The organism is Anaerobacterium chartisolvens, assembly GCF_003337415.1.
Taxonomy (GTDB): Bacteria; Bacillota; Clostridia; order Acetivibrionales; family DSM-27016; genus Anaerobacterium; species Anaerobacterium chartisolvens.
The window spans coordinates 1-25989 of record NZ_QPJT01000041.1; the positions used below are offsets into that span (position 1 = coordinate 1).

The 25989-nt window shown below is 39.6% G+C and carries 28 protein-coding genes; 23 read left to right on the forward strand and 5 right to left on the reverse strand.

Features of this window, described 5'->3' with window-relative positions:
* From DFR58_RS20430 to DFR58_RS20445, 4 genes are all read left to right on the forward strand, one after another.
* Positions 1-522: metal-dependent hydrolase (locus DFR58_RS20430; protein ID WP_147273222.1), on the forward strand; the 522-nt coding region annotated here is incomplete at its 5' end.
* 207 nt (positions 523-729) lie between these two features.
* Complete coding sequence (locus DFR58_RS20435; RefSeq protein WP_114300127.1) at positions 730-1452, forward strand: hypothetical protein; 723 nt, start codon at positions 730-732, stop codon at positions 1450-1452.
* A 181-nt stretch (positions 1453-1633) separates the two neighbouring features.
* A complete protein-coding gene (locus tag DFR58_RS20440) occupies positions 1634-2341 on the forward strand; it encodes a tyrosine-type recombinase/integrase (RefSeq protein ID WP_114300128.1) in 708 nt (235 codons plus the stop codon).
* Between the two features lie 240 nt (positions 2342-2581).
* Positions 2582-3976 (forward strand): hypothetical protein, encoded by a 1395-nt coding sequence (locus tag DFR58_RS20445; RefSeq protein WP_114300129.1) that lies wholly within the window; start codon positions 2582-2584, stop codon positions 3974-3976.
* Between the two features lie 262 nt (positions 3977-4238).
* Here DFR58_RS20445 and DFR58_RS20450 read toward each other — a convergent pair whose 3' ends face one another.
* Together DFR58_RS20450 and DFR58_RS22010 are read right to left on the reverse strand one after the other, a co-directional pair.
* Positions 4239-5471, reverse strand: a complete 1233-nt coding sequence (locus DFR58_RS20450; RefSeq protein ID WP_114300130.1) for an IS110 family RNA-guided transposase — start codon at positions 5469-5471, stop codon at positions 4239-4241.
* 250 nt (positions 5472-5721) lie between these two features.
* Positions 5722-5874: a hypothetical protein gene (locus DFR58_RS22010; protein WP_170138257.1), complete on the reverse strand. Its 153-nt coding sequence runs from the start codon at positions 5872-5874 to the stop codon at positions 5722-5724.
* A 292-nt stretch (positions 5875-6166) separates the two neighbouring features.
* Here DFR58_RS22010 and DFR58_RS20455 point away from each other — a divergent pair, with 292 nt between their 5' ends.
* The 14 genes from DFR58_RS20455 to DFR58_RS22665 all read left to right on the forward strand — a co-directional run bounded on the left by DFR58_RS20455 (position 6167) and on the right by DFR58_RS22665 (position 20869).
* Entirely contained in the window at positions 6167-6679 is a 513-nt protein-coding gene (locus tag DFR58_RS20455; protein WP_114300131.1) for a hypothetical protein, read from the forward strand.
* On the forward strand, positions 6667-7116 hold the full coding sequence (locus tag DFR58_RS20460; protein WP_114300132.1) for a GntR family transcriptional regulator: 450 nt from the start codon (positions 6667-6669) through the stop codon (positions 7114-7116). The genes DFR58_RS20455 and DFR58_RS20460 overlap by 13 nt, the downstream gene beginning before the upstream one ends.
* Positions 7117-7684: 568 nt before the next feature.
* Positions 7685-10006 carry a helix-turn-helix domain-containing protein gene (locus tag DFR58_RS20465; protein ID WP_170138258.1) on the forward strand — a complete coding sequence of 774 codons (2322 nt, stop codon included), beginning with the start codon at positions 7685-7687 and terminating at the stop codon, positions 10004-10006.
* Between the two features lie 251 nt (positions 10007-10257).
* Positions 10258-11622, forward strand: a complete 1365-nt coding sequence (locus DFR58_RS20470) for an ABC transporter substrate-binding protein (RefSeq protein WP_114300134.1) — start codon at positions 10258-10260, stop codon at positions 11620-11622.
* Positions 11623-12018: 396 nt separating this feature from the next.
* Entirely contained in the window at positions 12019-12912 is an 894-nt protein-coding gene (locus tag DFR58_RS20475) for a dihydrodipicolinate synthase family protein (protein WP_114300135.1), read from the forward strand.
* Between the two features lie 99 nt (positions 12913-13011).
* Positions 13012-14379, forward strand: a complete 1368-nt coding sequence (locus DFR58_RS20480) for an ABC transporter substrate-binding protein (RefSeq protein ID WP_147273223.1) — start codon at positions 13012-13014, stop codon at positions 14377-14379.
* A gap of 92 nt (positions 14380-14471) precedes the next feature.
* Complete coding sequence (locus tag DFR58_RS20485; RefSeq protein WP_114300137.1) at positions 14472-15353, forward strand: carbohydrate ABC transporter permease; 882 nt, start codon at positions 14472-14474, stop codon at positions 15351-15353.
* A complete protein-coding gene (locus DFR58_RS20490; RefSeq protein WP_242987756.1) occupies positions 15353-16183 on the forward strand; it encodes a carbohydrate ABC transporter permease in 831 nt (276 codons plus the stop codon). The genes DFR58_RS20485 and DFR58_RS20490 overlap by 1 nt, the downstream gene beginning before the upstream one ends.
* A gap of 38 nt (positions 16184-16221) precedes the next feature.
* Positions 16222-17259, forward strand: a complete 1038-nt coding sequence (locus DFR58_RS20495) for a zinc-dependent alcohol dehydrogenase (protein WP_114300138.1) — start codon at positions 16222-16224, stop codon at positions 17257-17259.
* Positions 17260-17285: 26 nt separating this feature from the next.
* The gene (locus tag DFR58_RS20500) at positions 17286-18245 is read left to right on the forward strand and encodes a phosphoglycerate dehydrogenase (protein ID WP_114300140.1); all 960 of its coding nucleotides are present in this window, start codon (positions 17286-17288) and stop codon (positions 18243-18245) included.
* Positions 18246-18275: 30 nt separating this feature from the next.
* On the forward strand, positions 18276-19199 hold the full coding sequence (gene rbsK, locus DFR58_RS20505; RefSeq protein WP_114300142.1) for a ribokinase: 924 nt from the start codon (positions 18276-18278) through the stop codon (positions 19197-19199).
* A gap of 269 nt (positions 19200-19468) precedes the next feature.
* Complete coding sequence (locus DFR58_RS22450; protein ID WP_423230852.1) at positions 19469-19903, forward strand: reverse transcriptase domain-containing protein; 435 nt, start codon at positions 19469-19471, stop codon at positions 19901-19903.
* Positions 19810-20190 (forward strand): hypothetical protein, encoded by a 381-nt coding sequence (locus DFR58_RS20515; RefSeq protein ID WP_170138256.1) that lies wholly within the window; start codon positions 19810-19812, stop codon positions 20188-20190. Before DFR58_RS22450 ends, DFR58_RS20515 begins: the two co-directional genes overlap by 94 nt.
* Positions 20191-20461: 271 nt before the next feature.
* Positions 20462-20869: a DUF1016 N-terminal domain-containing protein gene (locus DFR58_RS22665; RefSeq protein ID WP_170138259.1), complete on the forward strand. Its 408-nt coding sequence runs from the start codon at positions 20462-20464 to the stop codon at positions 20867-20869.
* Here the strand turns inward: DFR58_RS22665 and DFR58_RS20525 are convergent.
* Positions 20797-21720 carry a tyrosine-type recombinase/integrase gene (locus tag DFR58_RS20525; RefSeq protein ID WP_114300149.1) on the reverse strand — a complete coding sequence of 308 codons (924 nt, stop codon included), beginning with the start codon at positions 21718-21720 and terminating at the stop codon, positions 20797-20799. The two genes, DFR58_RS22665 and DFR58_RS20525, sit on opposite strands and share 73 nt — an antisense overlap.
* Positions 21721-22100: 380 nt before the next feature.
* Between DFR58_RS20525 and DFR58_RS20530 the strand changes: the two genes are divergently transcribed.
* Positions 22101-22871: a hypothetical protein gene (locus tag DFR58_RS20530; RefSeq protein ID WP_114300151.1), complete on the forward strand. Its 771-nt coding sequence runs from the start codon at positions 22101-22103 to the stop codon at positions 22869-22871.
* Here DFR58_RS20530 and DFR58_RS20535 read toward each other — a convergent pair.
* Positions 22838-23626 (reverse strand): class I SAM-dependent methyltransferase, encoded by a 789-nt coding sequence (locus DFR58_RS20535; RefSeq protein ID WP_114300153.1) that lies wholly within the window; start codon positions 23624-23626, stop codon positions 22838-22840. The two genes, DFR58_RS20530 and DFR58_RS20535, sit on opposite strands and share 34 nt — an antisense overlap.
* A 271-nt stretch (positions 23627-23897) precedes the next feature.
* Here DFR58_RS20535 and DFR58_RS20540 point away from each other — a divergent pair, with 271 nt between their 5' ends.
* Together DFR58_RS20540 and DFR58_RS20545 are read left to right on the forward strand one after the other, a co-directional pair.
* Positions 23898-24680 carry a hypothetical protein gene (locus DFR58_RS20540; protein WP_114300155.1) on the forward strand — a complete coding sequence of 261 codons (783 nt, stop codon included), beginning with the start codon at positions 23898-23900 and terminating at the stop codon, positions 24678-24680.
* Between the two features lie 13 nt (positions 24681-24693).
* Positions 24694-24816 (forward strand): cyclic lactone autoinducer peptide, encoded by a 123-nt coding sequence (locus DFR58_RS20545; protein ID WP_114300158.1) that lies wholly within the window; start codon positions 24694-24696, stop codon positions 24814-24816.
* Positions 24817-24841: 25 nt separating this feature from the next.
* On the opposite strand, the gene DFR58_RS20550 is transcribed toward DFR58_RS20545, so the two are convergent.
* Positions 24842-25210: a helix-turn-helix domain-containing protein gene (locus DFR58_RS20550; protein WP_114300160.1), complete on the reverse strand. Its 369-nt coding sequence runs from the start codon at positions 25208-25210 to the stop codon at positions 24842-24844.
* A 161-nt stretch (positions 25211-25371) separates the two neighbouring features.
* On the opposite strand from DFR58_RS20550, the gene DFR58_RS20555 reads away from it, so the two are divergent.
* The gene (locus DFR58_RS20555) at positions 25372-25566 is read left to right on the forward strand and encodes a helix-turn-helix transcriptional regulator (protein ID WP_207659304.1); all 195 of its coding nucleotides are present in this window, start codon (positions 25372-25374) and stop codon (positions 25564-25566) included.
* Positions 25567-25628: 62 nt separating this feature from the next.
* Positions 25629-25829, forward strand: coding sequence for a hypothetical protein (locus tag DFR58_RS20560; RefSeq protein ID WP_114300162.1), 201 nt, complete (start codon positions 25629-25631; stop codon positions 25827-25829).
* Positions 25830-25989 lie beyond the last annotated feature (160 nt).

The following is a 25989-nucleotide window of genomic DNA, read 5'->3' on the forward strand; positions in this document are numbered from 1 at the left end:
AGGGCTGTAATGTTTCTGGCATATGCGGGCTGCGGGGCAGCCATACTCATATATAACCTTAACAGCACGGGGGACGGTGTGGTATACCTTGCGGGCTTGCTTCTTATCGCCACAGCCATATTCCCGCACCGTTCCTTCCTCCACAGCACCGAGGGGCTTGTGCTGTATTCGGTATGCGCCTTTTATCTGGCCGGTAAGCTGGGGTATGCATACCTTGGGAATGCTTTTTTTCTAGGGTATGCTAGTCATTTGTATCTGGCGGATATGTTTACAAAAGAGGGCATTCCCTTGTCGGTAATCCCTATGCTCCTGAAAAAAGCAGGTGTTCACAAAGGGTTGAAGAAATACACTTTGTACAGGGCTGTTTACGGGGTGCTGGACATAAGGCTGAGGATTCCGTTGTCAAGCACGGGAAGCAAGTCAGGGGACAGGCTTGAGAGTGCCTATGTGCTGCTGCTCCTTATTGCATGTGCCGCTGCTTTTTTGATCTCTGGTGCGGGTATAAGTATAGCCATATTATGAAACGAGGGGGGAGGTGCAGAGCAGGCGGTTTTTCATATAATAGTCAGAGATAAATTCTTAGACAGGGAATTTATGAGACAGCTTGAGGTAGAGGTGAGCTTCAGCATCTCATTGGATTTTTTATGTTAGTATATTAATATTATATAGGATTAAAATTTTCAAAAATATTTAAATTTTTTTGATGAGTTGAAAGGGGGTGAAAAAATTTTGAGAAATTTGTTAGTTATACTTATAATAGCAATTAGCATGTGTTCAATTATTTCCTGCTCAAAAAATCGAACAAACACTGACAATATTGATGAATATCACTTTCCAATTAAGCCAGGAACTGAGGAATGGAAATCGTTCACTTCTCATGATGAAATGCTTCAAGCTTGCCAAATACCCGAAGATATCCTAAAAGGTATGTCAACAGTGGAGCTGATTGAGACTGTATTAAACTATCCATTGAGTAAGGATATTATTGCATATAATACTCCACAAGGGGGGATAAACTCTCAGATAAAGCAGTTTAATGGTTTGTCCGAGTTATTGAAACGGACTGATGCAAAAGAAAAGCTATTGGACAAATACCAAGAAATAAATTCTTTGGAGGGGGAAAATTCTTTTAAATTATCATATCTTATATGCATACTGTCTCAGGACGATATTATTTCTCATTTATCGGAAAATGAATTATCTACTCTTCTCAAAGAGGGAAATAATAAGTTGTCTAAAAAACAGGAGTCAAATGAACCTGTTAGCTCCAATATAAAATATACTGTATGGCTAATGGGCAAAGCAATGCGGCAAAAAAATTTTACACCTTTTGTTGAAAAGATTCAGGAAGATAAAATTCTTCAACAATTTTTAGATGATGGATTCATAGTAGATGATGAAGTAATAGAAGAAATTGAATTATATGTAGGAAAATGTTTATCAGCAAAGTAAAATTATTAGTAAAGGTGCGGAAGTTCCCTTTTCTATTTTAGAATTGAAACTTCTGCATTTTTACGTTAAAAACATGTTGCTTTTCTATAATAAGCATCTTAATATCAAATAAAAAGTTCCCACTCTTGCAATTATGGGAACTTTTTAGCTGCCTGAAGAATTCTTAAGGAGCGAATTTAATATGAATAATATAAGTATACCGGCAAGAAAAAAAGCAAGGGAGCTTGCAAAATATTTAAGAGGTGAAAGGCCGGATTACTATTATCTTAAAGCATTGTTTAAGGAGCTGCGTACAGAGCTTGAGGTGCGGGTGCCGGGAAGCTCAAGGAAGCTGCCCTATGTCCCGACAGAGGAGGAGCTGAAACGGTACTATAATGCGGTATGGAGCTCCAGCAATTTTCAGGATATGCTGATAATAAAAACGCTGCTTTACACCGGGGCAAGGGTAAGTGAGCTTTCTAATATAAGGCTTGATGAGATTGACTTCCAGAGCTGCAGGATCAGAATAACTCAGGGGAAGGGCAAGAAGGACAGGATGGTGCCATTCCCGCAATCCTTCAAGGAGCTGCTTGCAATGCACCACAGGAGCATGAAGGAAAAGGGGGCCTCATATTTATTTGAATCTTCATGGAAAAAGAAGTATTCGGAAAGAGGAATTCGGAAAATTATGGCGAAATATACAAATAAGTCAGGTATAAAACAGCAATTGTCGCCCCATAAGCTGAGGCATTTCCTCTTTACATGGCTGAAGAAGCAGGGGGTAGACGATGCGTTCATTCAGCCTTATTCGGGGCATGAGAGCAGGCAGGCTCTGGAGGTTTACTCAAAGCTGGCGATTACTGAGGCTCAGGAGAAGTATGATAAGGTCATGGATAGGTTTCCGGTGTGAGGGTGAGATTATGGCTATAATGGGAAGTTGCTGAAGTTTTTGTTTAAGAAGATAAAGGAATGAAGAATATTAATAATTTTAAAAAATTACAGTATTAATTGGTACAGATATTGTACAACTTTCAAAATACAAATTACATCTATTTAAGGTGAATATTGTTAAAGGATATCTAGGTGACGGAGATTAACGCTACTAATCCGGTTCTTTTTTATAAATGATAAATTAAATGGAGGGGTTGTCATGAACCTTTTAGAAAATGGTTTTGATTCACTAAAAAAATGTATAATTGGCTTAAAACAAGCTGCTACCATGCTTGAAACAAATCCGGATTATGAGTTTCTCTTAAAAGATATTACCATAAATCTTCATCACTCAACAGAAACATTATTTAAAGCATTGGTTATGAAATATAATCCTTATTTGATTTATGCGGATGTAAATAAGTATTTAAAACAAGAGGTAGAAAATCTATGGTCTGTATCGAAAAGAAATTCTTGCGAAAGCACTATTCAATTTTTAGATGCTATTCACTGTGTAATAGTTGCATACTCTCTTTCAATAGATAAGGAAACGTATAACCGATTAAAAAGATTAAATGACACCAGAAATGATCTTACACACTATACATTTACTTTTCCACCAAAAGAAATGGAAAATAGAATAGCATTATTACTTCCAGAGCTATTTCGTATATATGCAAAGTGCATTCCAGAATTTGAACCTTTTGCTAAAGCAAATCATATTTATACTGACACAGAAGTATTAACTGAAGCTGCAGAAATATTGAATTTGAACCTAGCACTTAATCTAAAACGCAGGTGGCTTAAAGCTAAAACTATATGTAACTATCTAATGGCGCATCCAGATAAAATACAAGCAATTTTTAATAAGAAAAAGGAGAATGAAAAGTATATAAAATGCCCTTGTTGTGAAAAAAGTTTACTTTTTATTACTTCAAATTATATTGCATCTGTTACTGATGTTAGACTATTAGGGGCTTGTGAATACTGTTCTCTGGAAATAAATCAAAATGATGGAAAATTTTTTTGCTCCATTCTGGAAATAGATGAAGAAATTACAGAAGAAACTTTGAATAACTGCATTCTAAAGAACCTCTCTAGTGTTATTACTATTACTAGGAGTAATATGCAAAAAGATATTCAAAGCATTCTTGATGAATATAGGACAGAGATTGTACCTCTTATTAATACTGGAATTAATTCACTTGCTGAAGCTATGAAGATTAGTTATCAATATCTAGTTGATGATATGTGTGTGTATATGGCCAAGTCATATTTTGAAGATAACATATACTATAACAACGATGTTGTCGAGCAAGATTCAATTGATGATGATTTTACTATTGAAATAGCTTTTAGTGATTTAGAAAATTATCTAGAAATTAACGAGTATAATGAAAATATTTATGAACCTTTTATTACAGTTTCAAATCGGATTAAAGATTTAAACAACAATTTATTTGAAATAATGATTTCTTTTGTAAGTGGTGAATATCTGTCGTATCATGCGGCAATGTATCTTGACTACGACGGAGAAGAAAATGATGTTGAATATACAATTGAAATAAAAATAGATAAATGTGATATTGAGACAATAAAAAAATTATTAGTGTAATAGAAAGCGTCTAGTTAGGCTTATAATGTGACACTACACAACCCACCCCAAAACAAGGCATTCAGCCCCCAAGCTGTTCACCTTGTTTTTTTATATACATCCCAAACAAAAAGTCCAGCGGTAAAATGTCAAGAGGTAATTGGAAATAAATTTTTAAAAAACCTCAGGGACTTGGTGCAAAAGAGCATAAAGAAGGAACCCCTAATAAGCCTACCACAAGTCATATGTAAAAAATGGTAGGAGTTGGAACGCCAATTGGAAATTACCTTCCTTTCGGCGGTGTATAAAGCCGGTTGTCACGCAGCAGGGCGTAGACAAGACGGACAAATTTTCTGGCAGTTAGTGCAAGTGCTCGTTTATGTGGCGTTTTGGGGGTTTGGCTGTACTTTAGATCATAGAAGCGTTTCAACTCGTGATCGTGCAATCTCACTTTGTTGGTGGCTTCCATGAAGTAGTAACGCAAATACCGGTTGCCGAATTTAATCAGTTGTGTGTGTGCAGCCGTAAAATTGCCTGATTGGTGCTTGGTCCAGGCAATACCCGCAAACTTAGCCAAGGCGGCTTGATCCTTGAAACGATGAATATCACCAATTTCTGCTATGATTCCAGCAGAATAAACAGGGCCGATTCCTTTGATAGAGGTCAATGGATTGGGAATAAGCTTGATCTGCTCCTCAATGGCCTTATCAAAGATTTTGAGCTGTTCCTTGTATGCTTTCATGGCAGCCATGGATACAGCAAGAACCTGATTGACGGAGTCCGTAACTGTCTTGGGGAGGCGGTACGAACTTCTGGCGGCTTTTTGAACAGCAGCTGCAATTTCCTCAGGATTTTTAAAACGGCCCTTACCCTTTTTGTTGATGAACTCAATCAACTCTTCAATTGGCATATAGGAAATTTCATCAACGGAAAGGAATTCTTCAATGATGCTGCTGGATGTAGCTCCATACCTGTTTGAAAATATCTTCTCTTGACAAAGGGAAGAAAACTTCAGAAACAGGTTGTTGAGGAACCAGTTTTTCTCCCTTGCAAGGTTTTGAACCGTATGGAATCTAGCTCTTGTAAGCTTCTGGAGAGCTTTGTACCTGTCATCCATGTAGACCTCCTTGTTAATACGCCCGAAGCGTAGATGTTCGGCAATAACCCATGCATCTATATCATCGGTTTTTGGGAGGTCGGGGTACATCATTTTAAATTTGTTTACCTGGGTTGGGTTAAGTACATGGATCTTGGTATTGAATTTATTCACGGAGGCATCCTGCTTAAGGAAGTAAACAAGAGGATCCCCATAGACAGAAGTTGATTCAAGACCAATGACAATGGAGTCAAAGCTGTTCTTCTCCGCAATCCCTGCAACCCTCTGAGAAAGGGTTTTAGCACCGGGAACGGAGTTATGAACAACAAATTTGGAAAGACTGGTTCCATCAGGATGGAGGATACGAACTTTGTTGTCGTTGAGACTAACATCAATACCGACCAGTAATGAATTTGACAATGAAATCACCTCCTTGCTGTTAAAAATTTGAAGGCCATTAATTTAACCAATGCCCGTGGTACCTGGTGCATCAACATCCTCGCAATTAGAATACGCTCCGGAAACCTCCTTGCACGACTCCTCGAACTGCCATACGGGAGAGAGGGGGCCGGACAAACACCCAGCGGTACAAAGCTAACACCAGGCCAGGGGAACTGACTTTGACAGAAGCAACCCATAAGGGTTCGACTGGAGCTGAACAGAACTGACCTCAATGGCCTAAGATTATTGTTACACGGGCATTGGATAAAGGCAATAGTATTGTATTGGGGCAGCATTGATTCAGTGCCGGAGCATAAAAAACTTTTTCAAGAATCCAGTTGACAACGAGCCTCTCCCATATGAGGTCCTGCCAGCGAGCCATCCCTCCATACCCCCCGATGTATGCGCGAGGAAGAAGGGCTAAGGGGGTATAGATGGCTGGCCAGCCAATAGGCTATCATATGGGACCCCCTCATTGTAAACCGCACTTAAAAAACTTTTTTGCACCCCGGCGATTTGAATCAATGAGTTTCCGTAAAGAAAACTTTCTGCTTTCCCAAGGGGGAGCTTAAAGATAAATTTCCAGTGAGTTTAGGGTCAATCCCTTAGGGGTTAATAACTGGAAATTCCTCTATCAAAACCCTACAAAAAATATTATACGAGGAGCTGATAACATGCTGGCCAACAAAATTAAGCTTGGCAGGGACAGGCTTGGCATAAACGACGTGCACGTCAAGACCTTCCTCATAACCGGCTTTCCGGAGAAGGCCATACCGGGGATGCTGTACTTTATAACCCACGGTGAGCACACCGGCCCGGAGATAATAATAAACTATTCCCTGCACTTCAAGCCCTCCAAGCTCAAATTCGACTTCAAGATGAAATCGAAGCTGCGGAGGCTGCAGAGGAACATCAACACCCGGCAATCGGGGGACATTGCGGAAACAGCGCGTTCAGAGGAGGTAAAGGCTCTGGACGCGCTACTGTATTTAAGGGGAATACAGTCAGGAAGGTATGCCGATGTATGGCTTACCGTTGCCATTTCCTCAGACAGTGCGGCTGCATTTAAAAGCAGCATAGACGAATTCAAAAGCCAGATGGAGTTTAGGGACTACATCATAAACGAATTAGAGCTGGCGGATCTAATGGTAGTGGCAAAGAAGGGAAAGAACAAATGCTCACAATAGGCGCTCCAGTGAGGTTTCAGTCGGCATATATATCGGATCAGGAGGTGGAGCGTGTGGTTGAGTGGTGGAAGGAGAAAGGAACGGAAGGCCGGGGAGAAATGCTGGATTGGGATAATGTACAAGCAGAGACTGATGTAAGTCAGCAGGAATCCGGCATACAGGCGGCAGAACAGAATAGCAGCGACACTGAGTTTTTAATTGTAAAAAAGTATATTATTGAAATAGCTTCAGGAGAGGAAGAGGAGCTATACTTGCCTAACATACGGCAATTAGAGGAGCTTTTAAAGATAAACCGAAGATACATTTTAGAGAGCTTGCAGATGTTAACCTCGGAAGGCTGGCTTGAAAAGGTGGGTGACAGCTCGAGGACTGTAAAATATAAAGTGCTGCTTTCTCAGGATGAAGCATTACTGAAATCTTCAAAATATACTGAGTAAATTTCCATCAATCCTCTTCCCATTGATACATAACTTGTAGGAATAGGGATGGTTATTCGCAGGTGTGAAAAAAGGGGCAAGGTCACGTAAGAACGGGCATACCATTTGGGAAGTGTCATGACAGTTGAAGAATATGCAAGTGGGATTAGAAAACACTGGGTGTGGAAAGAATGCATCGGAATCTGGACGTAACATTCCGTGAAGATGCCAATAGGATCAAGATAGGTTCATGCTTTTGCCGTGCCATCGGCCCAAAGAACAGTTGATATTATTCAAAAGAAGGCTTATAATAAAATGGTTGACATAATAGATATGCCTTCAGGTATACAGATGATTGTTCAAATGTCATGAATAAGGGGAACAATGCAGAAATATTTAATCCTATTGCAAGGATGGTATATGGGATCAGCTTTTAATTAGTCCAACAAGTCTAATTTTCGGTTATTTTTATATTAAGAGGAAAAAACGTATAATACTGAACAGTCAATAACACTTTCCTTATAAAAATTTTAGGATAGCAGAGGGAGAGAGAATGAAATTTTTACCCCAAAGTTTACAGGTGTTCAAAATGAACAGTATTTTTATTAAGCTTCTGTTTTGTTTTACTGCTTTTATTGTTTTATCTATTTCAATAGTGGGTGCATTATCTTATGCAAATTCTTCCAAACGGCTTTTGCAGGAAGTAAAAAAATCGAATATACTTATACTTAAGCAGACGAGAGACTCTATTGACAAGGAATTAACAAGGATTAACGATATTTGCCTGAAGCTGGCTCTGGATAACCGAGTAGGTAAGGCAAGCTATCTGTCCTATGAGGAAACTGCTTCAAACGAGGATATATATAATGATATCAGCGGTTTTCTCAATTCACTGCGGGAAACTAATGATATTGCCTCAAATATCTGGATTAGATTTAACAAGTCAAAAAATATTGTAAACTTTGAGAACGTATATCGTGAGGATGTGTTTTTAAAGGAAGTGTGTGTATATAAATCAAAGGTGGACTGGGAAAAGGTTTTCCATGAAAACTATGTTTTAAGTTCTATAGGAAGACAGGAAATATATTTTAATTATGCCAGCAATCCTGTTGTTACTTTTGTGCGGTCAATACCTGTAGGCAGCATAAATCCTACGGCGACAGTTGCTGCCAATATTGATGAAAAAATGTTAAGCAATGTAATTGGTGCTATGAACCAGAATGCACCAATACTGACATACATTATAGATTCCAAGGATAATGTTATTTTCTGTAATGATCAACAGTACCAATACAGCGGTGACGACAGGTTTATTAAAGGAATATTGGATAAGTACGCTCCGGTTGCAAGTGATAAGGAAGGTGAAATAAACGGAAATATTGACGGTAAAAGGCTTACAATAGAATTTACGTCTTCCAACGTGAATGACTGGAGATATATTACGTTGATTCCAAACTCTTTTATTGCGTCAAAAGTGTATGATATACGGAATATAACAATTTTAACAGTAGTCCTGAGCTTTTTTGTAGGGCTGATTTTATCGTATATATTGGCTACAAGGGTATACGATCCTATAAATAGGATTATAGGCTATTTAGGCATTATTAATAATAATAGAAAAGTGGAGAGTGGAAGCAGAAAAGGGGATAATGAATTTCTGTTTATCAATAATATAATTGACTATGTATATAGTGAAAATGAAACCTTAAGAGAGTCTTTCAGTAAAAGTGTTCCTATGCTGAAGGAAAAGCTGCTCAACGATTTACTGGACGGAAAGGTTGCGGATATAAATTTCAAGGAAGCAATTGAAAACATCGGACTGCAGCTGCCATTTAACATGTTCCAGGTAATTGTATTCGAGATTGATGATTACTCAAGTATGGCAAAAAATTCAAAAAGAAGGTTTGATATGGGCGTAACAGAGTTAATTGAATCTATTGCGTCAAAGGTGTTTATAAAAGATGCCAGAGTTTATGCAGTAAAAAAAGGAACCGACAAGGTGACGGCTATAATAAATGAAGGAGACTCTTGTGAGGATATAGGAGCTTTTAACGACTTCCTTGATAAAGCGAATAAATACTTCAGTCAAAATTTCGGTATAACTTTTACAATTGGTATCGGTAAAGCTTATAACGGGTATGAAAATTGCTCAGGGTCTTTTATTGAAGCTCTTTTTGCCTTGAAATACAAGGTAGTGAAAGGCCAGAACACAATTATTCACATTGATGAGGTCAGCAGCATACCTCAAAATATTTTTGAATACCCGATTGAGTCGGAAAAGCATATTGTAAACAAGCTAAAGTCCGGTGATATGCAATCCATCAGGCTTATGCTCGATGACCTTTTTTCACGCAACTTAAGCGGCAATGCGTCTCCAGCAATGATAAACAACTTCTTTAACGCTCTTGTCGGTACTCTTGTCAGGACTGTTTATGAAATACAGGCTGCGATTGAAGATGTATTTGAATCGCAAAGTGACCTTTATAATGAAATAAGTATGAAAAATACAATTATGGAAAAGAAGGACTGCATTCTGTTTTTCTTTGGGGAGGTAACCGATTTTGTAAATAGCAAGAAGAGCAGCCATAACCTTAAAGTGTATGAAAAGGTAATAAAATTCATAGAAAACAATTACGAAAGAGAGCTGTCTTTAGATAATGTTTCAGATTCCGTAGGACTGTCACCGTCTTACCTCAGCCTGGTATTTAAAGAAGTATCGGGAATGAATTTTGTTGAGTATGTAAACAGATACAGGATAAGTCAGGCAAAAATACTTTTACGGGAGATTGGGCTGACGGTTTCCGAGATCTCGGAAAGAGCAGGATATTCAAATGCCAATACATTTATAAAAGTATTCAAAAAGTATGAAGGCATAACACCCGGACAGTTCAGGGAAACATACAAGTCATGAATATGCCATATCGTAGACATGTCGCAAATCAGTAAATTAATGTTATTCATGGTATAATGAAGAAGAAAATTCTTATATCATAAAAAATTACTATGTTTTATAAAAAAAGACGATTGGCTGTCGGCAGATATTGCGATACTTCACAAAAATAGAAGATTTACTTACCTTGATATCTGCTGTTAATATAGATTCATAAGATAAATAGTATAGTTGCTGCCATTATATTATAATGCTCGGTGGAGGATGAAAATATGTTGCAAACAAATACGGTTGTAAGCAGACTATTGAGTTTGGTATTGGTTTCGTGCATGTTTGCAGTAGTTTTTATCGGCTGTGGCATGGATAGAAGTGCTAACGGTATGGAAAGCGGCCAATCCGTATATAAAATTGAGGATACGAATCCCGAAGGGAAAAAAGAAATTACTTTCTGGATGAAAAAAGGGCTTGTTGAGGATACAAACAGGATTATAGTCCAAAGAGGAAAAGATTTTGCTGCTAAGTATAATGTTAAAGTAAACGTTGAAATCATTCCATATGAGGATTTGATACCCAAATGGGCTGAGGCAATAGAGTCCGGTAATACACCGGACGTAAGTTTTTTGGGATATCAGGAAGTAGGCCGGTTTTATGAAAAAGGTGCTTTAGCAGACTTGAGCCCGCTTTATAAAAAGATAGAGGAGCAAAATGGAGCTTTTTATCCCATCCTTAAAAATGCGGTAACGTTTCAGGGAAAACAGTATGGTATACCTTTTTGGGCGGAAACGACGGTTATGTATTACCGCAAGGATATTCTTGCAGCAGCTGGATTTAACCGGCCGCCTCAAACATGGGATGAATACAGAAGGGTTGCCAAAGCAACGACAGAACCTGAAAAGGGAGTCTATGGCGCGGGAATCGGATACGGTAAATCCAATTCGGATGCTGAATGGTTTACGAGATCGGTCCTATGGTCCTTTGGCGGCTTTGAAGTAGGTGCAGACGGGAAAACAATTACGGTTGACAGCCCGGAATCTGTTGCTGCAGTCAGGTTGATTTCAAATATGTTTCTTGTGGATAAATCCACTCCTCCCAGTTCAATAGGCTGGGACGACAGCGGCAATAACAAAGCTTATCTATCCGGGGAGGCTGTAACTGTATTCAATTCAGGAAGTATTGCAAATAAAGCTAAAACAGATAACCCGGATCTATACAAAAATACAGGGATAGCACCTTTACCCCGCGGACCTGAAGGACGTTTCGTACCCGGGATAGAAAACACTTTAGGCATTTTCGAAAATTCAAAAAACCCGGAGTTAGCACAGATGTTGGTAGAATACTTAATGGATAAAGCCTGGTATTCAAGCTGGATAGACAATAGCGCTCCTCTTTTGTGTCCTGTATATTCGGGGCTTGAGGGCAATCCCATATGGCAGGATCCTATGAATAAGCCTTTTATTCAATCTATTAAAGACTTTACGTTTCTCGGATACAAAGGGGACTTTTCGTCTGCGGCAGGCAAGGTATACGACTTAAGGCTGGTAAACGATACCATGCAGGATATAATCGTCAGCAGGATGGCACCGGAAAAATCAATGGAGGATTTACAGGCAAAGATCGAACAAATATATAAAAAATGAATAAGCAGGGACAATTAAGGAAATGGTAGGAATTTTTGATCAAATAGGGCTTGATGTGTAAGCCTTATTTTTTTATGTCTGTTTTATAATAGCCGTGTTTTTGATTTTTTATAACCTACTGCTATATAAGGTATTCCATCACTTATTCCATGAGCATTTATACAGGCTGAAGATAAGCAAAGCAGCCTGGTTTCGGTATTCGGTACAAGAAACAACAGTCTTATAATTCTGCGATGTTTCATAAAAAATGACGATGCGGTTTCATTAAATGTTGCGACGTTTTAAAAAAATTAACGATATACACCTTCAATAAATTCCTGTTAGTATAGGTGCATCGGACGGAAATCGGTTATAGGTTTCCATCAGTATATTATTCATTTTATGGGAGGCTTAATTATGAAAAAATTACATGGCGTTATAACAGCAATGCTTACACCCTTTGACAACAATGATAAAGTTGATACCGCTGCTATTAAAAAACATGTTGATTTCTTGGTTGAGGGAGGAGTAAATTGCCTTTACCCTCTTGGCACAACCGGTGAAATGTATCTAATGACTGTGGAAGAAAGGAAGCTTGTTGCAGAAACGGTGGTCAGGCAGAACAACAAAAGGCTGACGGCGTTTATCCATGCAGGTGCAATGTCCCAGGCCGATACGATAGCCCTTGCAAAGCACGCATATGAAATCGGAGCTGATGGCATCGGTGTAGTTACACCGTCTTACTTTAAAGTAAATGACCGTGAAATGGAGGAGTACTATGTTGCGGTTGCCAAGAGCGTCCCGGAAGATTTCCCTGTGTATACGTACAATATCCCTCAGCTGTCAGGCAATGATCTTAAACCGGAGGTTGTTGAGAAAATAGTCAGGAGAGCTCCCAATGTAATAGGTATTAAGTATAGTTATCCTGATATGAACAGGACTGTACACTATACAAGAATAAATAATAATAACTTTTCGGTAGTACAGGGAGCAGATACGCTGATGTTTGCTTCACTTATGATTGGTTGTGACGGCATAGTATCGGGGTGTTCGAGCGTATTCCCGGAATTTTTTGCTAATGTTTACAGGGCATATACCGCAGGTGATTATGAAGAAGCGGCCAGGCTGCAAAAGATTGCAACACGGGGAGCCGAGACCATTAAATGCGGATCGAATATGTCTTATTTCAAGGAAGGGCTGAAAATGAGAGGCATAGATATGGGACATATGAGAAAACCGCTGCTTGACATAGGCTCAGATGAGCTTGCGGCATTCTCTGAGGAATTTGGGAAATGCATGGAGCTTTTGTAATAGTGTTTATAAAGGCATCAGGTATTTATACGGCGGAAGGCGTTGATATATAACGTGCATTGCATTTTATATATAAATAAAAAAAGAGGAGCGGATGTTATGAAAAAAGTTAAAAGTTTACTCAGCAGTTTTCTGGCAGTAGCACTCATTATGGCACTTCTGGCAGGCTGTGGAGCCGGAGGGAGTAATACGGCCGACAATACGGCTGGCAAGGCTGCTACGGGTAACGGTACGGAGCAATCAGGCGGAACAGCCGCACAGGCCGGCGAGCAGCCCTATAAGGGCCAGGCAATAAGCTGCGTAGGTTTTGGCGCAAAATGGACAGATGTAATGGTTAAAGGTCTTGAGGAATTTAAGGCAAATACGGGTATCACTGTAAACTTCCAGCAACTGGCCAATGACCAGATCGCAAATAAGGTTGCAGTCAGCTCCGCAGCAGGCGGAAAGGATCTGGATGTTATAGCATTTGCACCGCTGCAGAACACATTGCTTTACACAAAGAACGGATGGCTTGAGCCTTTGGACGAGTATGTGTCCAAATCCCAAGATTTTGATATTAAAGACTTTTTTGAGACGGGACTGGAGATTAGCACAAGGGATGGAAAGCTGTACGGCATTCCTGTCATGACCGAAAGAGAAATTGTTTACTACAACAAGGAAATGTTTGCAAAAGCAAACGTTAAGATCCCAAAGACATTTGATGAACTTACTGAGGCGGCCAAGAAGCTGAACGATCCTGCAAATGGTATTTGCGGCATAGCTATAAGGGGAAAAGGCCCGGCTGCTGTTACACAATTTTCAGGCTTCCTGCGGGGATTCGGAGGCGATTTCATTAATGACGGCAAGGCTGTAATCAACACTCCTGAAGCTATTAAGGCATTTCAGTATTATGGGGATCTGCTGAGGAATTACGGACCTAAAGGTGTTGGAAACATGGATTGGACAGATACCCAGTCACTCTTCACGCAGGGCAGAGCTGCGATGAGAATTGATGCAGACAGCCAGTATGGCTTTGCCGTTGATAAGAAGTCATCACTGATTTACGACAAGGTTGGTTACTTCGCACTTCCTGCAGGGCCTGCAGGTGCAAAACCGTACAACATTACCGCATGGGATCTTGGTATCAGCTCCGGCTCACAGCATAAGGAGGCCAGCTGGGAGTTTATCAAGTGGATAATGGGCAAGGATATGGACGTTAAGACAGAGCTTGCGGGCAACCCCAGCGCACGTGCATCCACATGGTCAAATAAGGACGCAAGCAAAAACTTCCCTTCGGAGCTTGTTGATGTCATTAATCAAACCACGCCTGTAAGTGTCGGTACGGACAGGCCTTATATGATTAATGTCGGAGAAGCAAGGACACAAATCGGTACCGTTATCATAGCCGCTATAGAAGGCAAGGATGTTAAGGCCGCAGCTGACAAGGCAAACGCAGCTGTACAGGAGCTGCTCGATAAAGAGAAATAATACTGATGCTGTGCAGATGGATCTGCATATCCTGTATACTCCGGGATATGCGGATTTGTCAGCCTGACTGAAGCAGTGAGGAGGATGGAAAATTGTTATTAAAGTGGGTTGATAAAAACTTAAAATACGTATTTACACTGCCGACAATAATTTTTGTACTGGCAATGGTAGTATTTCCGCTCTTGTATACTATAAGATTAAGCTTTTATGAGACCAGCATGTCCCAAAATGCTCCTATGGTATGGGTCGGATTAAAAAACTATACAAATATGTTTACGGACAGCAGGTTTATTATGGCTGTTTACAGAACACTTATTTTTTCAGGTGTAGCATTGTTTTTTGAAGTGGTTATCGGTGTGACAATAGCACTTTTCTTAAATAGGAATTTCCTGGGTAAAAATATTGTAAAAACAGCATTCCTGCTGCCTATGGTTGCAACCCCTGTTGCGATAGGACTTGTTTGGACACTGATATACGAGCCGACAATAGGTATTATGAATGTTGTGCTAGGGAATTTTGGTATACCACCGCAGCTGTGGCTTGGTTCTCCGGACACTGCGCTTATGTCACTGGCATTGGTTGATATATGGCAGTGGACTCCAATGGTAATGCTTATTACCCTTGCGGGGATAAGTGCAATACCTGAAGAACCGTATGAATCGGCTATGATTGATGGGGCGACAAGGTGGCAGACCTTGAGTAAGATAACTATTCCCCTTTTGGCTCCTACGATTATTGTTGCAATTATATTAAGGCTTATTGATGTGCTGAAGACTTTTGATATCATATATTCTACGACGCAGGGGGGACCGGGTTTTGCTTCGGAAACATTGAATATTCTGGCTTACAGGCAGGCATTTGAAAACTTCCAGTTTGGCCAGTCTTCCGCAACGCTGGTTGTCTTCTTTGTTTTTGTGCTTGCAGTTGCTTTGGCATTTATTAAGATAAAAAGCAAGGTGGAGGTGGACTTCTAGTGTTGAGCAATAAAAAGATAAGGAATATATCTTCAAACATAGCTTTCAGTATAATATTGGCAGTTATACTGTTCTGCACGATATTCCCTTTTCTGTGGATGCTTATTGCATCCTTTAAGAACATGGTGGATTTGCTGAATATAGAAAAGCTGCTTGTATTTTCGCCTACGGTACAGAACTATATTGATGTTTTCAGCAAATATGCTTTTTTGAAGCCTATGTGGAACAGCTTGTACGTCGGGGTCGTATCTACAGGTCTGGCACTGATTTTCGGCCTGCCGACAGCGTATTCCATTGCGCGCGAGAAGCAGAATATGTTTGCTTCGGTAATATTGATTGTCAGAATAATACCTGCGATATCCTTTCTTGTACCATGGTATATTATTTTTATGAAGCTCAATATTACGGGAACCTATACGGCCCTTATCCTTTCTCATTTACTTGTTGCGCTGCCGTTGATTATCTGGATAATGATTCCATATTTTGAATCCTTGCCGAAGGATCTTGAGCATGCCGCCTGGGTAGACGGATGCTCACGGGTGGGAACATTTTGCAGAATTATGCTGCCTCTTTCGGCACCGGGCATATTGACATGCTCCCTTCTGGCATTTATATTTTCGTGGAACAACTTTATCTTCGGACTTGTTCTTTGCACAAACGACACTAAAACACTTCCGATGGCGGTATTTAACTTTATATCATACACAGATGTTAACTGGGCGGGCTTAATGGCTGCTGCTGTTGTAATTACCGCACCGATTCTGATTATCTCGCTTTTTCTGCAAAAGTACATCATAAAGGGCTTAACCGCAGGTGCGGTTAAGGGGTAGTGTTTTTTAAGTCATAATCAACTGACAGGGAGTTTACTATGAAATGTGCAGTGTTTAAAGAACCCTATAATTTCGAGATTGTTAACCGTGACATTCCATTGGCAGGCAAAGGGCAGGTTCTTGTAAAGATAATGGCTGCCGGTATATGCGGTTCTGATATTTCTCCCTATACCGGCAGGGATATACAGAGGCGGCAGCCCGGAATAATTATGGGCCATGAGGCGGCTGGAATTGTTGAATCGGTTGGAGAGGGTGTTACCGCCTGGAAAAAAGGTGACAGAGTTGCGGTTAATCCGCAGATTTACTGTGAGAAATGCATCTACTGCAGGACAGGGGCATACAACCTATGTGATAATATGTTTTTAATAGGCTCGTCCAAGAGGGTGTTTCTTGATGGTGCAATGTGCCAATACCTGTGTATTTCTGACAAACAGCTGTTATCACTTCCTGGTAATGTCGGCTATAACGAGGGCGCTATGCTTGATCCCGCAGGAAATGCTTTTCGCGTTGTAAGATGCGGAGGTGTTGGGGTGGGGGATACTGTTGCAGTGATGGGCTGTGGTGCAATTGGTTTGATTGCGATCCAAACTGCCCGCATTGCAGGTGCAGGCAAAGTCATTGCTGTCAGCCGATCTGACAGAAAGCTGGGCATAGCCGGAGAAGTGGGTGCGGATGTCTGCATCAATTCCGGGGATGCCGCATCTGCTGAGAGGAGAATCAAGTCATTGACAAATGGTAAAGGTGCCGATGTGATAATAGATGCCGCAGGTTTTGCAGACACATACGCTCTGGCAGTAAAGTCCTGCAAAAAAGGCGGTGCTGTTGTTGCTCTTGGGTACGGCAGTACGCATATAAATTTTCCGCTTACTGAACTGATTTTCAAGGAAATCAGGCTTATAGGCTCGACCGGGTTTGCGGCAGAGGGGGAAATGGTACTGGAATATCTGTCGAAGGGCTTGATAAAGCTGGATAAGATTATTACGGGCAGGTTTCCGCTTGAGGATATTAAAAAAGGTTTTGATAAGTTAATCGAGCCCGGCGGAAGTGAAATCAAAGTTATAATAAACCCCAATTAAAAAGAATGGAAGGGTGGAATATTGAAATGGGCAAGAAAGTACTTGTAACTGCAACAAATTATTCAAAGTATTGTTCACAGGCAAAGATTCTTCTTGAAAGCGAAGGATTCGAGATTATAGAGAATGAATTCGGCAGACCGATGACTTTTGATGAGCTTAAACTGCGGGTTCCGGATATTTATGCCGTGGTTGCAGGAGTTGATACGTGGAATGAAGAGGTCTTTAGGATTGCGCCCAAATTAAAGGCTATAGCCAGATTTGGCGTAGGTGTGGACAATATTGATCTGAATAAGGCAAAAGACTATGGAATTAAGGTTACAAATGCAAAGGGCATGAACTCCAACGCAGTGGCGGAATTGGCCGTGGGACTTATTTTAGGGGCTGTCAGAAATATTCCCTATTTGACCGGCTCCTTGAAAAAGGGGAATTGGGATAGGTTTGTGGGAAGGGAGATTGCAGGGAAAAGTGTCGGGCTTTTAGGCTTTGGCTCCATAGCACAGGGAGTTGCCGAAAAGCTGCAAGGCTTTGGTGTCAAAATTTATGCTTTTGATAAATACCCTAATCTTGAAAAGGCAAAAGATCTGAATGTTACAATGACATGCATTGAAGAAATACTGAAGTCATGTGATATTGTCAGCTTGCACCTGCCGAGCTTTAAGGAGACATACCATATTATGGGGCGGGAACAGTTTGAAACAATGAAGGACGGTGCTTATTTTGTCAATACGGCACGCGGTGCTCTGGTAGATGAAAAAGCCCTGTATCAGGCACTAAAATCAGGCAAGCTTGCCGGTGCGTCTACAGACGTATTTGAAGAGGAGCCTGCAAAGCCGTCGAATCCACTGTTTGAGCTGGATAATATGATATGTACCCCCCATACTGCGGCAGAAACTTATGAAACATATACAACGGTCAGTATGGCAACGGCACAGGGAATTATTGATGTCTTTAAAGGCAGAACACCCCAAAACCTTCTGAATGGGTGATTACTGGCGTAATACGGAAGAGGTGTGAAAATGGGTAAAATTATTGTTATAGGAAGTTTAAATATGGATCTTGTGGTGAATACTCCAAGGATACCTAACCTTGGAGAAACCATACACGGAGAAGGCTTTATGACGGCTCCGGGCGGAAAGGGGGCAAATCAGGCAGTAGCTGCATCCCGGCTGGGAGGGGAAGTTACGATGGCTGGATGTGTGGGAGGAGACATATTCGGAGATTCGCTCATAAATAATCTTGCAGCAAACGGAGTTAATACCGAGAATATTATGAGAATTAAAGAAGTTCCTACCGGAATTGCCGTAATTGTGGTGAAGGACGGAGATAACTTTATAATTTTAGATTCCGGTGCAAACTATTCTGTTACACCGGAATGGATTGACAGCCTTGAGCCTGTCATCAGAAGCTGCGATATCATGCTTTTGCAATTGGAGATACCGATGGCTTCAGTCAGGAAAGCCGTACAAGCAGCAAAAAGAAACGGCGTTAAGGTCTTGCTGAACCCGGCGCCTGCCGCCAGCCTGGATGATGGACTTTTGTCACAAATAGATATTATAACCCCTAATGAAAGCGAATGCGGCATAATTACAGGCTTAAGCATCAAGTCGGTGCAGGATGCCGAAAAGGGAATAGAGTATTTTTTGCAAAAGGGTGTGAAACAGGTTGTTGTGACACTGGGCTCAAAAGGAGTTATATATAACAATGAGGATAAAATATTATATAAGCCTGTACATGAAGTAAAGGTAATTGACACAACAGCTGCCGGTGATTCATTCAGCGGAGCTCTTGCAGTTGCGCTGACAGATAATAAATCCATTGACAGGGCTGTTGATTTTGCAAATACAGTCGGTTCCCTGACAGTGACGAAACGGGGAGCACAGGTTTCTTTGCCGATGCTTGAGGAAGTTGAAAGGTTTATTAGTAATGACCATAATATATAGAGATAGTGAAAAAGTTTAAGTGAAAAACAACAAGCCAATCTAGCCGCAGGGGCAAGCAGGGACGGTTCGTGACTTGCTCTATCTGCGTGCGCCCAGCATGGGCGCTTTCTGGTCGGTGGAAGTCCGATACGGGGGTTGATAGTGCCAACCGTTAGCCAATAGCAAGGGTGTCCATCGTGAGGTGGAATCTGAAGGAAGCTGGAGGCAAAGCTCTGGTCTGACGGACATATAGAAATAAACTTTGAAATATGGTTGAAATAAGATTTATCATGAGAAGTCAGCAGAGGTCATACTACCAAGGCATTGCACAGATTTTAACACCAATCTACGAAAAAGAATTTTCAGAGTTCAGCTATGGTTTCAGTCCAAACAGAAGCGCACACCAAGCTGTAAAGAAATGCAAGGAGTATATAGATGCAGGCCATAAATGGACTGTAGACAGTGACCTCGCTAAGTATTTCGATACAGTAAACCATGACAAGCTGATGAGAATTTTATCAAGAACGATAAAGGACAGCAGAGTGCTATCTTTGATAAGAAAGTATCTGCAATCAGGAGTTATGATTAATGGTGTGGTAAGGATAAGAATGTGTTACAGGAGGTGGAGCGCGTGGTTGAGTGGTGGAAGGAGATGGGAACGGAAAGCCGGGGAGAGGTGCTGGAGTGGGATAATGGGGAGTGGGAGGTCATTAAAGATGATATAAGTGTTGACCCTGATGAAGAAGATGAAGAGAATCCTGAAAAAATATTCAGGAAAAATATCTGTGACAGGGTTTTGGCTGAAGAAGCCGGTGAGGAAATCAGGTTGCCTACAGTAAGGGATATAAAGCTTGAGATGAATATATCAAAATGGGCTGCGGGGCAGATATTGAATTTGCTCAAAAGGGATGGATGGGTAGAGATGATAGGCGAAACAAAAAACTCAAAAACAGTGGTGGTTTTAAGTAAAGAGGATGCTGAAAAATGGTTATCTGAAAATAGATATTTTTAATATATAATTTCCAGCTAAAACAGGTATGTTTTACAAAAAAAGATTGTCCGTATTTATTGTCCGGCTTGATTGTCTGCCCTGATTTCCCTATAGGATAATTACAATGCCAGACAAACGGACAATTAAAAATTCGGACAAATATTATGGGTAAATTCAGTTAATAAATTTCCAGTACTTCTACACTATTATATATCTTCGTGTTTTTTAGTATTTTCAACCTTGACTATGGGGAAATAATCGCATTACATGTCTTTAGCTGGTAGAAAATTGTTTGAGGTTTGGAAAAATCATTAAGCAAGAAATAGTAAAGCAAGACCGGGCTGAATACGGAAAGCAGATAATAGACTATGTTAGCAAACAGCTTACTTTAGAATATGGCAGAGATTTCAGCCGTTCAAGCCTATTCCGTATGATTCAGTTTTTTGAATACTATCCTGATAATGAAATTGTCGCATCACTGATGCGACAATTATTATGGACACATTTTGTTGAACTCATTAAAATAAAAGACCCTTTAAAAAGGGATTTCTACACGAAAATGTGTGTTTCCGAAAGATGGAGCGTCAGAACCTTAAAAGGAAGAATTGATTCAGTTGACCCATTACCCTACCTTAAAACAACGCGATTGCGCGGATGCTTTAAGGCCAGTATGTCCTTTTGCTTTCGGGTAGAGACATGAGTATAAATTTGAGTGGTGGTTATTGAGCTGTGGCCCAAGAGCTGCTGGATATAGCGTATATCTACATCCTCCTCCAGAAGCAGTGTGGCGAATGAGTGCCGGAACATATGGGGGGTAATGTGTGCCGGTATTCCTGCCTTCTCTGCCAGCCGCCGTATCATGAACCTAACCGATTGCTCGGACAGGGGACAGCCCAGGCGGTTAATAAACAGGTAGCCTGTATCCTGAATTTGTTCCTGATATGCAGCCTTATAATTTATCAGGGCAGAAAGCACTTCCTCATTCCCGATTTGAATAATCCTCTCTTTTGAGCCCTTTCCATAAATGAGGATGGTTTTGTTTATAAGGTTTATGTTCTCGGGCTTTAGTGAGCAAAGCTCCGATACCCTTATTCCTGTTGAAAACAGAAGCTCCAGCACGGCAACGTTACGCAGTGAGGTATTGTGCATATATGCTGAGCTTGTTGAATCGGATAACTCCTGATATGCGGTTTTTAAGAACAGCTCAATTACATCCAGCGACATGGTTCGCGGAAGCAGATGGGGCTCGCGGAATTTTACATTGAGCTTATTAAAAGGATTTTGCTCTATGATTTCTTCATACTCCATCCATGCGCAGAAGGCCTTGATAGAGGCGATTTTCCTTTTTACGGTTTTAGGCTTGCACGCCTGATGCAGGCTGGCGAAATACTCAGATAAATTTACTTTGCCCAACATTCCGTCGGTATTGCTCATGAATAAAATAAACTGAGATATATCAATGCTATAGGCTTTTAAGGTCTTGGCGTTCAGATTCTTTTGACACTGGCAGTAATTAAGATAACGGCTGGATAGCTCTGGTAAATTGAGCATTCGTCATTCCTCCATAAGTATAGCATATTGTGAACGCCATAATTGCTTTACAGTTTTCTTTTGCATGTAATATTTTATATTATATGCAAAAGCTTGTCAATTGATTATAATCCAACAGAATTCTCAAAATACTTTAAACATTATAATGTTATATTTTTATGGGAAAATAGTGCAGATAATAAAATTATATGCTATAATTTTGGGAGTACTGCAGGATAATATGTAATTATATTCCCATACGACATCCAGCTATGCATAAATCCATTCAAAGCGTCCATATAAAAAAGTCGCTATTAAAGCGGAACGTGCTTTTCAATAAGCAAAAAGGCTATAGAAATCATTTGGTGAAGATATGTATTCTTGACAGAAAGGGAGTATTAATGAAAAAGCCGATACAGCACAAATTTCAATGGATATTTTTAATTTTAAGCCCTATATTAGCGCTTGTGACGTTTGTCCTGACTTATTTTTTAAATCCTCTAAAGTATACTACACAATCCTCGCTAGCGGCGATACCAGCTTTTCTCCTTTCCGTGATCATATTGATCATTAGCCATATTATCGCTGTATATAGAGAGGTTGAAAAAGTCTCCACTGATTCTGATAAGGTATACGAGGCTGTTAAAAATTACTTACATGTCACAAAAATCGGGACGCCTAAGAGGACATGGGAATATATTATCCATCGATTGCCCATCTTAGATTATGTTCAGAACACATCATTTAATTTTGGCGACGAGAATGAGCAGACTAGTGAACGGCTATATAATGCCAATGATTATCAACAGTCTGCCATGAAAATTGCTCGTCAGATAGAACAAGGGTTAACGTGGAAAGATATTGGAGATTCGGCGGCAATAGAGCGGTTTCGAAGAATCGAGAGCTGCATTAAGGGAGATAAGTGTTCTGGTCGTTATGCATTTAAGTTAATACGGCAATCTGAGCCCCAAATAGGCTTCATTCTATTAACTTATAAGGATGGCACGACTGAGGTTCTATTTAATTGGGATTTTCGAGACATACCTCAAGATCCAATTGTTCTTCTATCGAGGGACCGTGAAATATTTAATATGTTTGCCGCACAGTTTAAGGGTTTATGGCGAGTTGCAGTTCAAGACTATGACAGTATGGCTACTAAGTCAACTTCGTAGAAATATCGGTTTCGCATGAGGGAATCGTTATCCATCCATGTGCAAAGATATTGAGCAGATTTTTCTGAAAGAAACTGGCAAGTCCAAAGCAGGGTTCCGTTATAATATGGTATAAAATCGATGGGAAACGGACTTGACCGTTCAAATAGTTCGAACTCAAAACAGCTTTGCTGGTAAGACGAGTGACGGAGGGCATTAAAAGTTCGATCTAAATCGTAATGATGGAATCGTTGACTAGATTCGGTTGAAATTCTGAGCTCTATCTCTATATCTTGTCGTCTTGATGTTGGCATAGGCCCAAAACGAATCGAAGCGCCATCATATTGACGGATAGCAAGTGTTCCGCGTGGAACCCTCCTTGATAAAGCATCTACAAACGAGTCGAGATCATCGATATATGGGAAAATGTTAAATGCCAGAGTTAAGTCGCTTGGCGGGATTCGTGAAGCCTCATGTTCTAAGTCAAGTTGAAGAAATGAGACCTTTCGTTCCCATGAATTACTTCTATGGGCAGCCATATTTAGTAATTCTTCATCGCCATCAATTCCTATAAACTCACATTCAGCTGGTAAAAATTGATTCAATATCTCAAACCATAATCCTGATGCGCATCCTAAGTCCACTATGCTCTTTGGATTAAGAGTCGCTATTCTTTTAGCAAAAGCTATTCTCTCAGGTAGCTTAGCTCGATGATGGGAGACTAGCCAATTAGCATCAGCAAGTGGTCTTCCTGTTGCGTTTTCTTGTAAAATCATAAGCCATACCTCCGATAATTACATATTATCCTTTATTGACGAAAACCCTGTGTTTCAATTTCTTTAAAAAATCTCTATAAAAGCATGTTTACCACAGCATCCAGCAAGCATGAATATTATCATATTCTGTCACTTATGCACTTCTTTTGTCGATAGACAATAAAATGCAGTCATTTCTATTGATTTCCTTTGCAAGATAATATAAAATTTTAAATAATTGTGAAAGGGGTATATTTCCATATAGATTACCATGTCAGAGGGAGTAAGTTTAATGGATACTATGAACATTATTGTTTTATTGCTTGTAAGTATCCCGGAGTCGATTTTTAACCTGTTTTTAGGGTTTTTGATTACCGGGCAAAAAGAATATATTTTTATTAACAGCCTTAGAAAGTTATTGAAATTGATTACAACAGCGGCTATTATGTCTATTTCATCATATGTTATAAGAACCTTTGTACCTATAGGGATTATGACAATTGGTTTGCATTTTATAGCCTATACTATAATAATAAAATTTTGCTACAGAATAAAAATTACTAAATCATTAGCGAGTGTTACTTTCTTTACGGGATTCTTAATGACTGTAGAAATATTGTATATACCTCCGCTTGCCATATTCATACAAAAGAATATTCTAAAAATATATGATGATAATATTTTACGCATAGTATGTACCATACCCGAGAGGATAATTCAATTTATCGCGGTAATATGGTTATGGAACTGCGGTGTGGTTTTGGTTGACTTGAAGAAGTATAAGGACATAAGAAAGATGGCAACAATTATTTTGCTGATACTATATGCTATAGAAATGTTTTCATTATTTACATTTATTAAGCAGATTGATATAATGGATTTGACAACTAAAGTTACATACATGCTTATATGTATTGGATTTGTTGCTCTTAATATATTGATGTTTAAATTTATATCAAAATTTACTGCTACGGTTATTGAAGAAGAAACTAGAGATTTTAAAAAGCATAAAGAGGCTGTTGATTTAGCGATTAATAAGATTAATGTGCTTATTGGGAATAAAAATAATATTTGAGAGGACGAAAAGAATGAAGCGAAAAATTCTAACAGCTATTGCAATGTTTGTAACCTTATGCGCTGCTGCTATAACTTCATCTGCATCAATGATAATATGGTATCAGCCAAAGCAGCCTAAATGTCTTAGTAAATGAAAACGTCCTAAACGCTAGGACGTTTTCATTTGTCTTTTTTACTAATCAAAAAGTCTACATATTTTTCAATTTCATCTAACTCAATGCCATTTTCCTTAATCTTTCGGATTAAGGAAAACTCTTTTTGATTATCTTCTATTAGCTTATTTAGCATTAAAGCAGAGTCCTCCTCCTTTTTGTCGACAGGAGTGCGTATATCAGTATGACCTAAAAGGAAGTCAATTGAAACATTAAAAAACTCAGCTATTCTTTTTATAGTATCAAATTCAGGTTCTTTGCGATTGGTCTCATAATTTGATATTGCTTCTCTTGTAAAATTAAGGTGCTTTGCTAAATCTTTTTGTTTAACGTTGTTTTCTTTTCTTAGTTGTTTAAGAATTTCACCAAAACTCATAAGTTCACCCCTTAGACATTTAAATTATATAGTAAAAACTAATATTATTAAACGAAGGTAACTCAAAGCTACTTTTCCTAAAATAATTATTGACAAAGTAACTATAGGTTGCTACTATTATATAGTAACCTATAGTTACTATATAATTTGAGGTGTGGCTGATGAGAAAGAAATTGATAGATTTAAGAGAAAAAATGAATTTGGGACAAAAGGATGTTGCGTCCAAAATAGGAATTTCTAGGCCTGCATATTCAATGATTGAGTCGGGAAAAAGAAACCCTTCATTTATAACTTCAAGAAAAATAAAAGAATTCTTTAAAACAAATGAAGATAGTATTTTTGATAACTCTTGTTGAAAAATTCTATTAGGTTAACTCTTATTTCTTAATACGAATGACCGAAGGGAGGTGACACAAACATGCAGCAGCTCTACACACAGTCACACGTAACAACGGTCTTCATCCTAGGGATATTGCACGGCTTCCTGATGGGGGGCCTACTGATATCCCGGCTAAAGAGCAGGCCGAAGGCAGCAGCCGTAAAAAGCAAGATACCCAGTGCCGCAAACACTGAGTATCCAAGTAAATCAACAAAGCTATTAAATTCAAGGGCTGTATAAACCCTTACTTCTACTGTAATTATACAAAAGATATTACTGGAAATCAATAGGCAAAATGAGAGACTTGCACCTTGACAAAGAAAGCTGTAATTCCCGGATACGAAAGGCAAAAGGGGTACAGCAGCATAAAACAAAGAAAGCCCTTGTATCGGGGCAGCAT

Excerpts from the sequence above, each read along its gene's own strand:
- DFR58_RS20540 (WP_114300155.1), top strand. The coding sequence starts at position 23,898 with ATGGATACTATGAACATTATTGTTTTATTGCTTGTAAGTATCCCGGAG.
- DFR58_RS20495 (WP_114300138.1), top strand. The coding sequence starts at position 16,222 with ATGAAATGTGCAGTGTTTAAAGAACCCTATAATTTCGAGATTGTTAAC.
- DFR58_RS22010 (WP_170138257.1), bottom strand. The coding sequence starts at position 5,874 with ATGGCTCGCTGGCAGGACCTCATATGGGAGAGGCTCGTTGTCAACTGG.
- DFR58_RS20460 (WP_114300132.1), top strand. The coding sequence starts at position 6,667 with ATGCTCACAATAGGCGCTCCAGTGAGGTTTCAGTCGGCATATATATCG.
- rbsK (WP_114300142.1), top strand. The coding sequence starts at position 18,276 with ATGGGTAAAATTATTGTTATAGGAAGTTTAAATATGGATCTTGTGGTG.
- DFR58_RS20560 (WP_114300162.1), top strand. The coding sequence starts at position 25,629 with ATGCAGCAGCTCTACACACAGTCACACGTAACAACGGTCTTCATCCTA.
- DFR58_RS20475 (WP_114300135.1), top strand. The coding sequence starts at position 12,019 with ATGAAAAAATTACATGGCGTTATAACAGCAATGCTTACACCCTTTGAC.
- DFR58_RS20535 (WP_114300153.1), bottom strand. The coding sequence starts at position 23,626 with ATGATTTTACAAGAAAACGCAACAGGAAGACCACTTGCTGATGCTAAT.
- DFR58_RS20465 (WP_170138258.1), top strand. The coding sequence starts at position 7,685 with ATGAACAGTATTTTTATTAAGCTTCTGTTTTGTTTTACTGCTTTTATT.
- DFR58_RS20445 (WP_114300129.1), top strand. The coding sequence starts at position 2,582 with ATGAACCTTTTAGAAAATGGTTTTGATTCACTAAAAAAATGTATAATT.
- DFR58_RS20525 (WP_114300149.1), bottom strand. The coding sequence starts at position 21,720 with ATGCTCAATTTACCAGAGCTATCCAGCCGTTATCTTAATTACTGCCAG.
- DFR58_RS22450 (WP_423230852.1), top strand. The coding sequence starts at position 19,469 with ATGAGAAGTCAGCAGAGGTCATACTACCAAGGCATTGCACAGATTTTA.
- DFR58_RS20455 (WP_114300131.1), top strand. The coding sequence starts at position 6,167 with ATGCTGGCCAACAAAATTAAGCTTGGCAGGGACAGGCTTGGCATAAAC.
- DFR58_RS20500 (WP_114300140.1), top strand. The coding sequence starts at position 17,286 with ATGGGCAAGAAAGTACTTGTAACTGCAACAAATTATTCAAAGTATTGT.
- DFR58_RS20555 (WP_207659304.1), top strand. The coding sequence starts at position 25,372 with ATGAGAAAGAAATTGATAGATTTAAGAGAAAAAATGAATTTGGGACAA.
- DFR58_RS20545 (WP_114300158.1), top strand. The coding sequence starts at position 24,694 with ATGAAGCGAAAAATTCTAACAGCTATTGCAATGTTTGTAACCTTATGC.
- DFR58_RS20530 (WP_114300151.1), top strand. The coding sequence starts at position 22,101 with ATGAAAAAGCCGATACAGCACAAATTTCAATGGATATTTTTAATTTTA.
- DFR58_RS20440 (WP_114300128.1), top strand. The coding sequence starts at position 1,634 with ATGAATAATATAAGTATACCGGCAAGAAAAAAAGCAAGGGAGCTTGCA.
- DFR58_RS20470 (WP_114300134.1), top strand. The coding sequence starts at position 10,258 with ATGTTGCAAACAAATACGGTTGTAAGCAGACTATTGAGTTTGGTATTG.
- DFR58_RS20550 (WP_114300160.1), bottom strand. The coding sequence starts at position 25,210 with ATGAGTTTTGGTGAAATTCTTAAACAACTAAGAAAAGAAAACAACGTT.
- DFR58_RS20480 (WP_147273223.1), top strand. The coding sequence starts at position 13,012 with ATGAAAAAAGTTAAAAGTTTACTCAGCAGTTTTCTGGCAGTAGCACTC.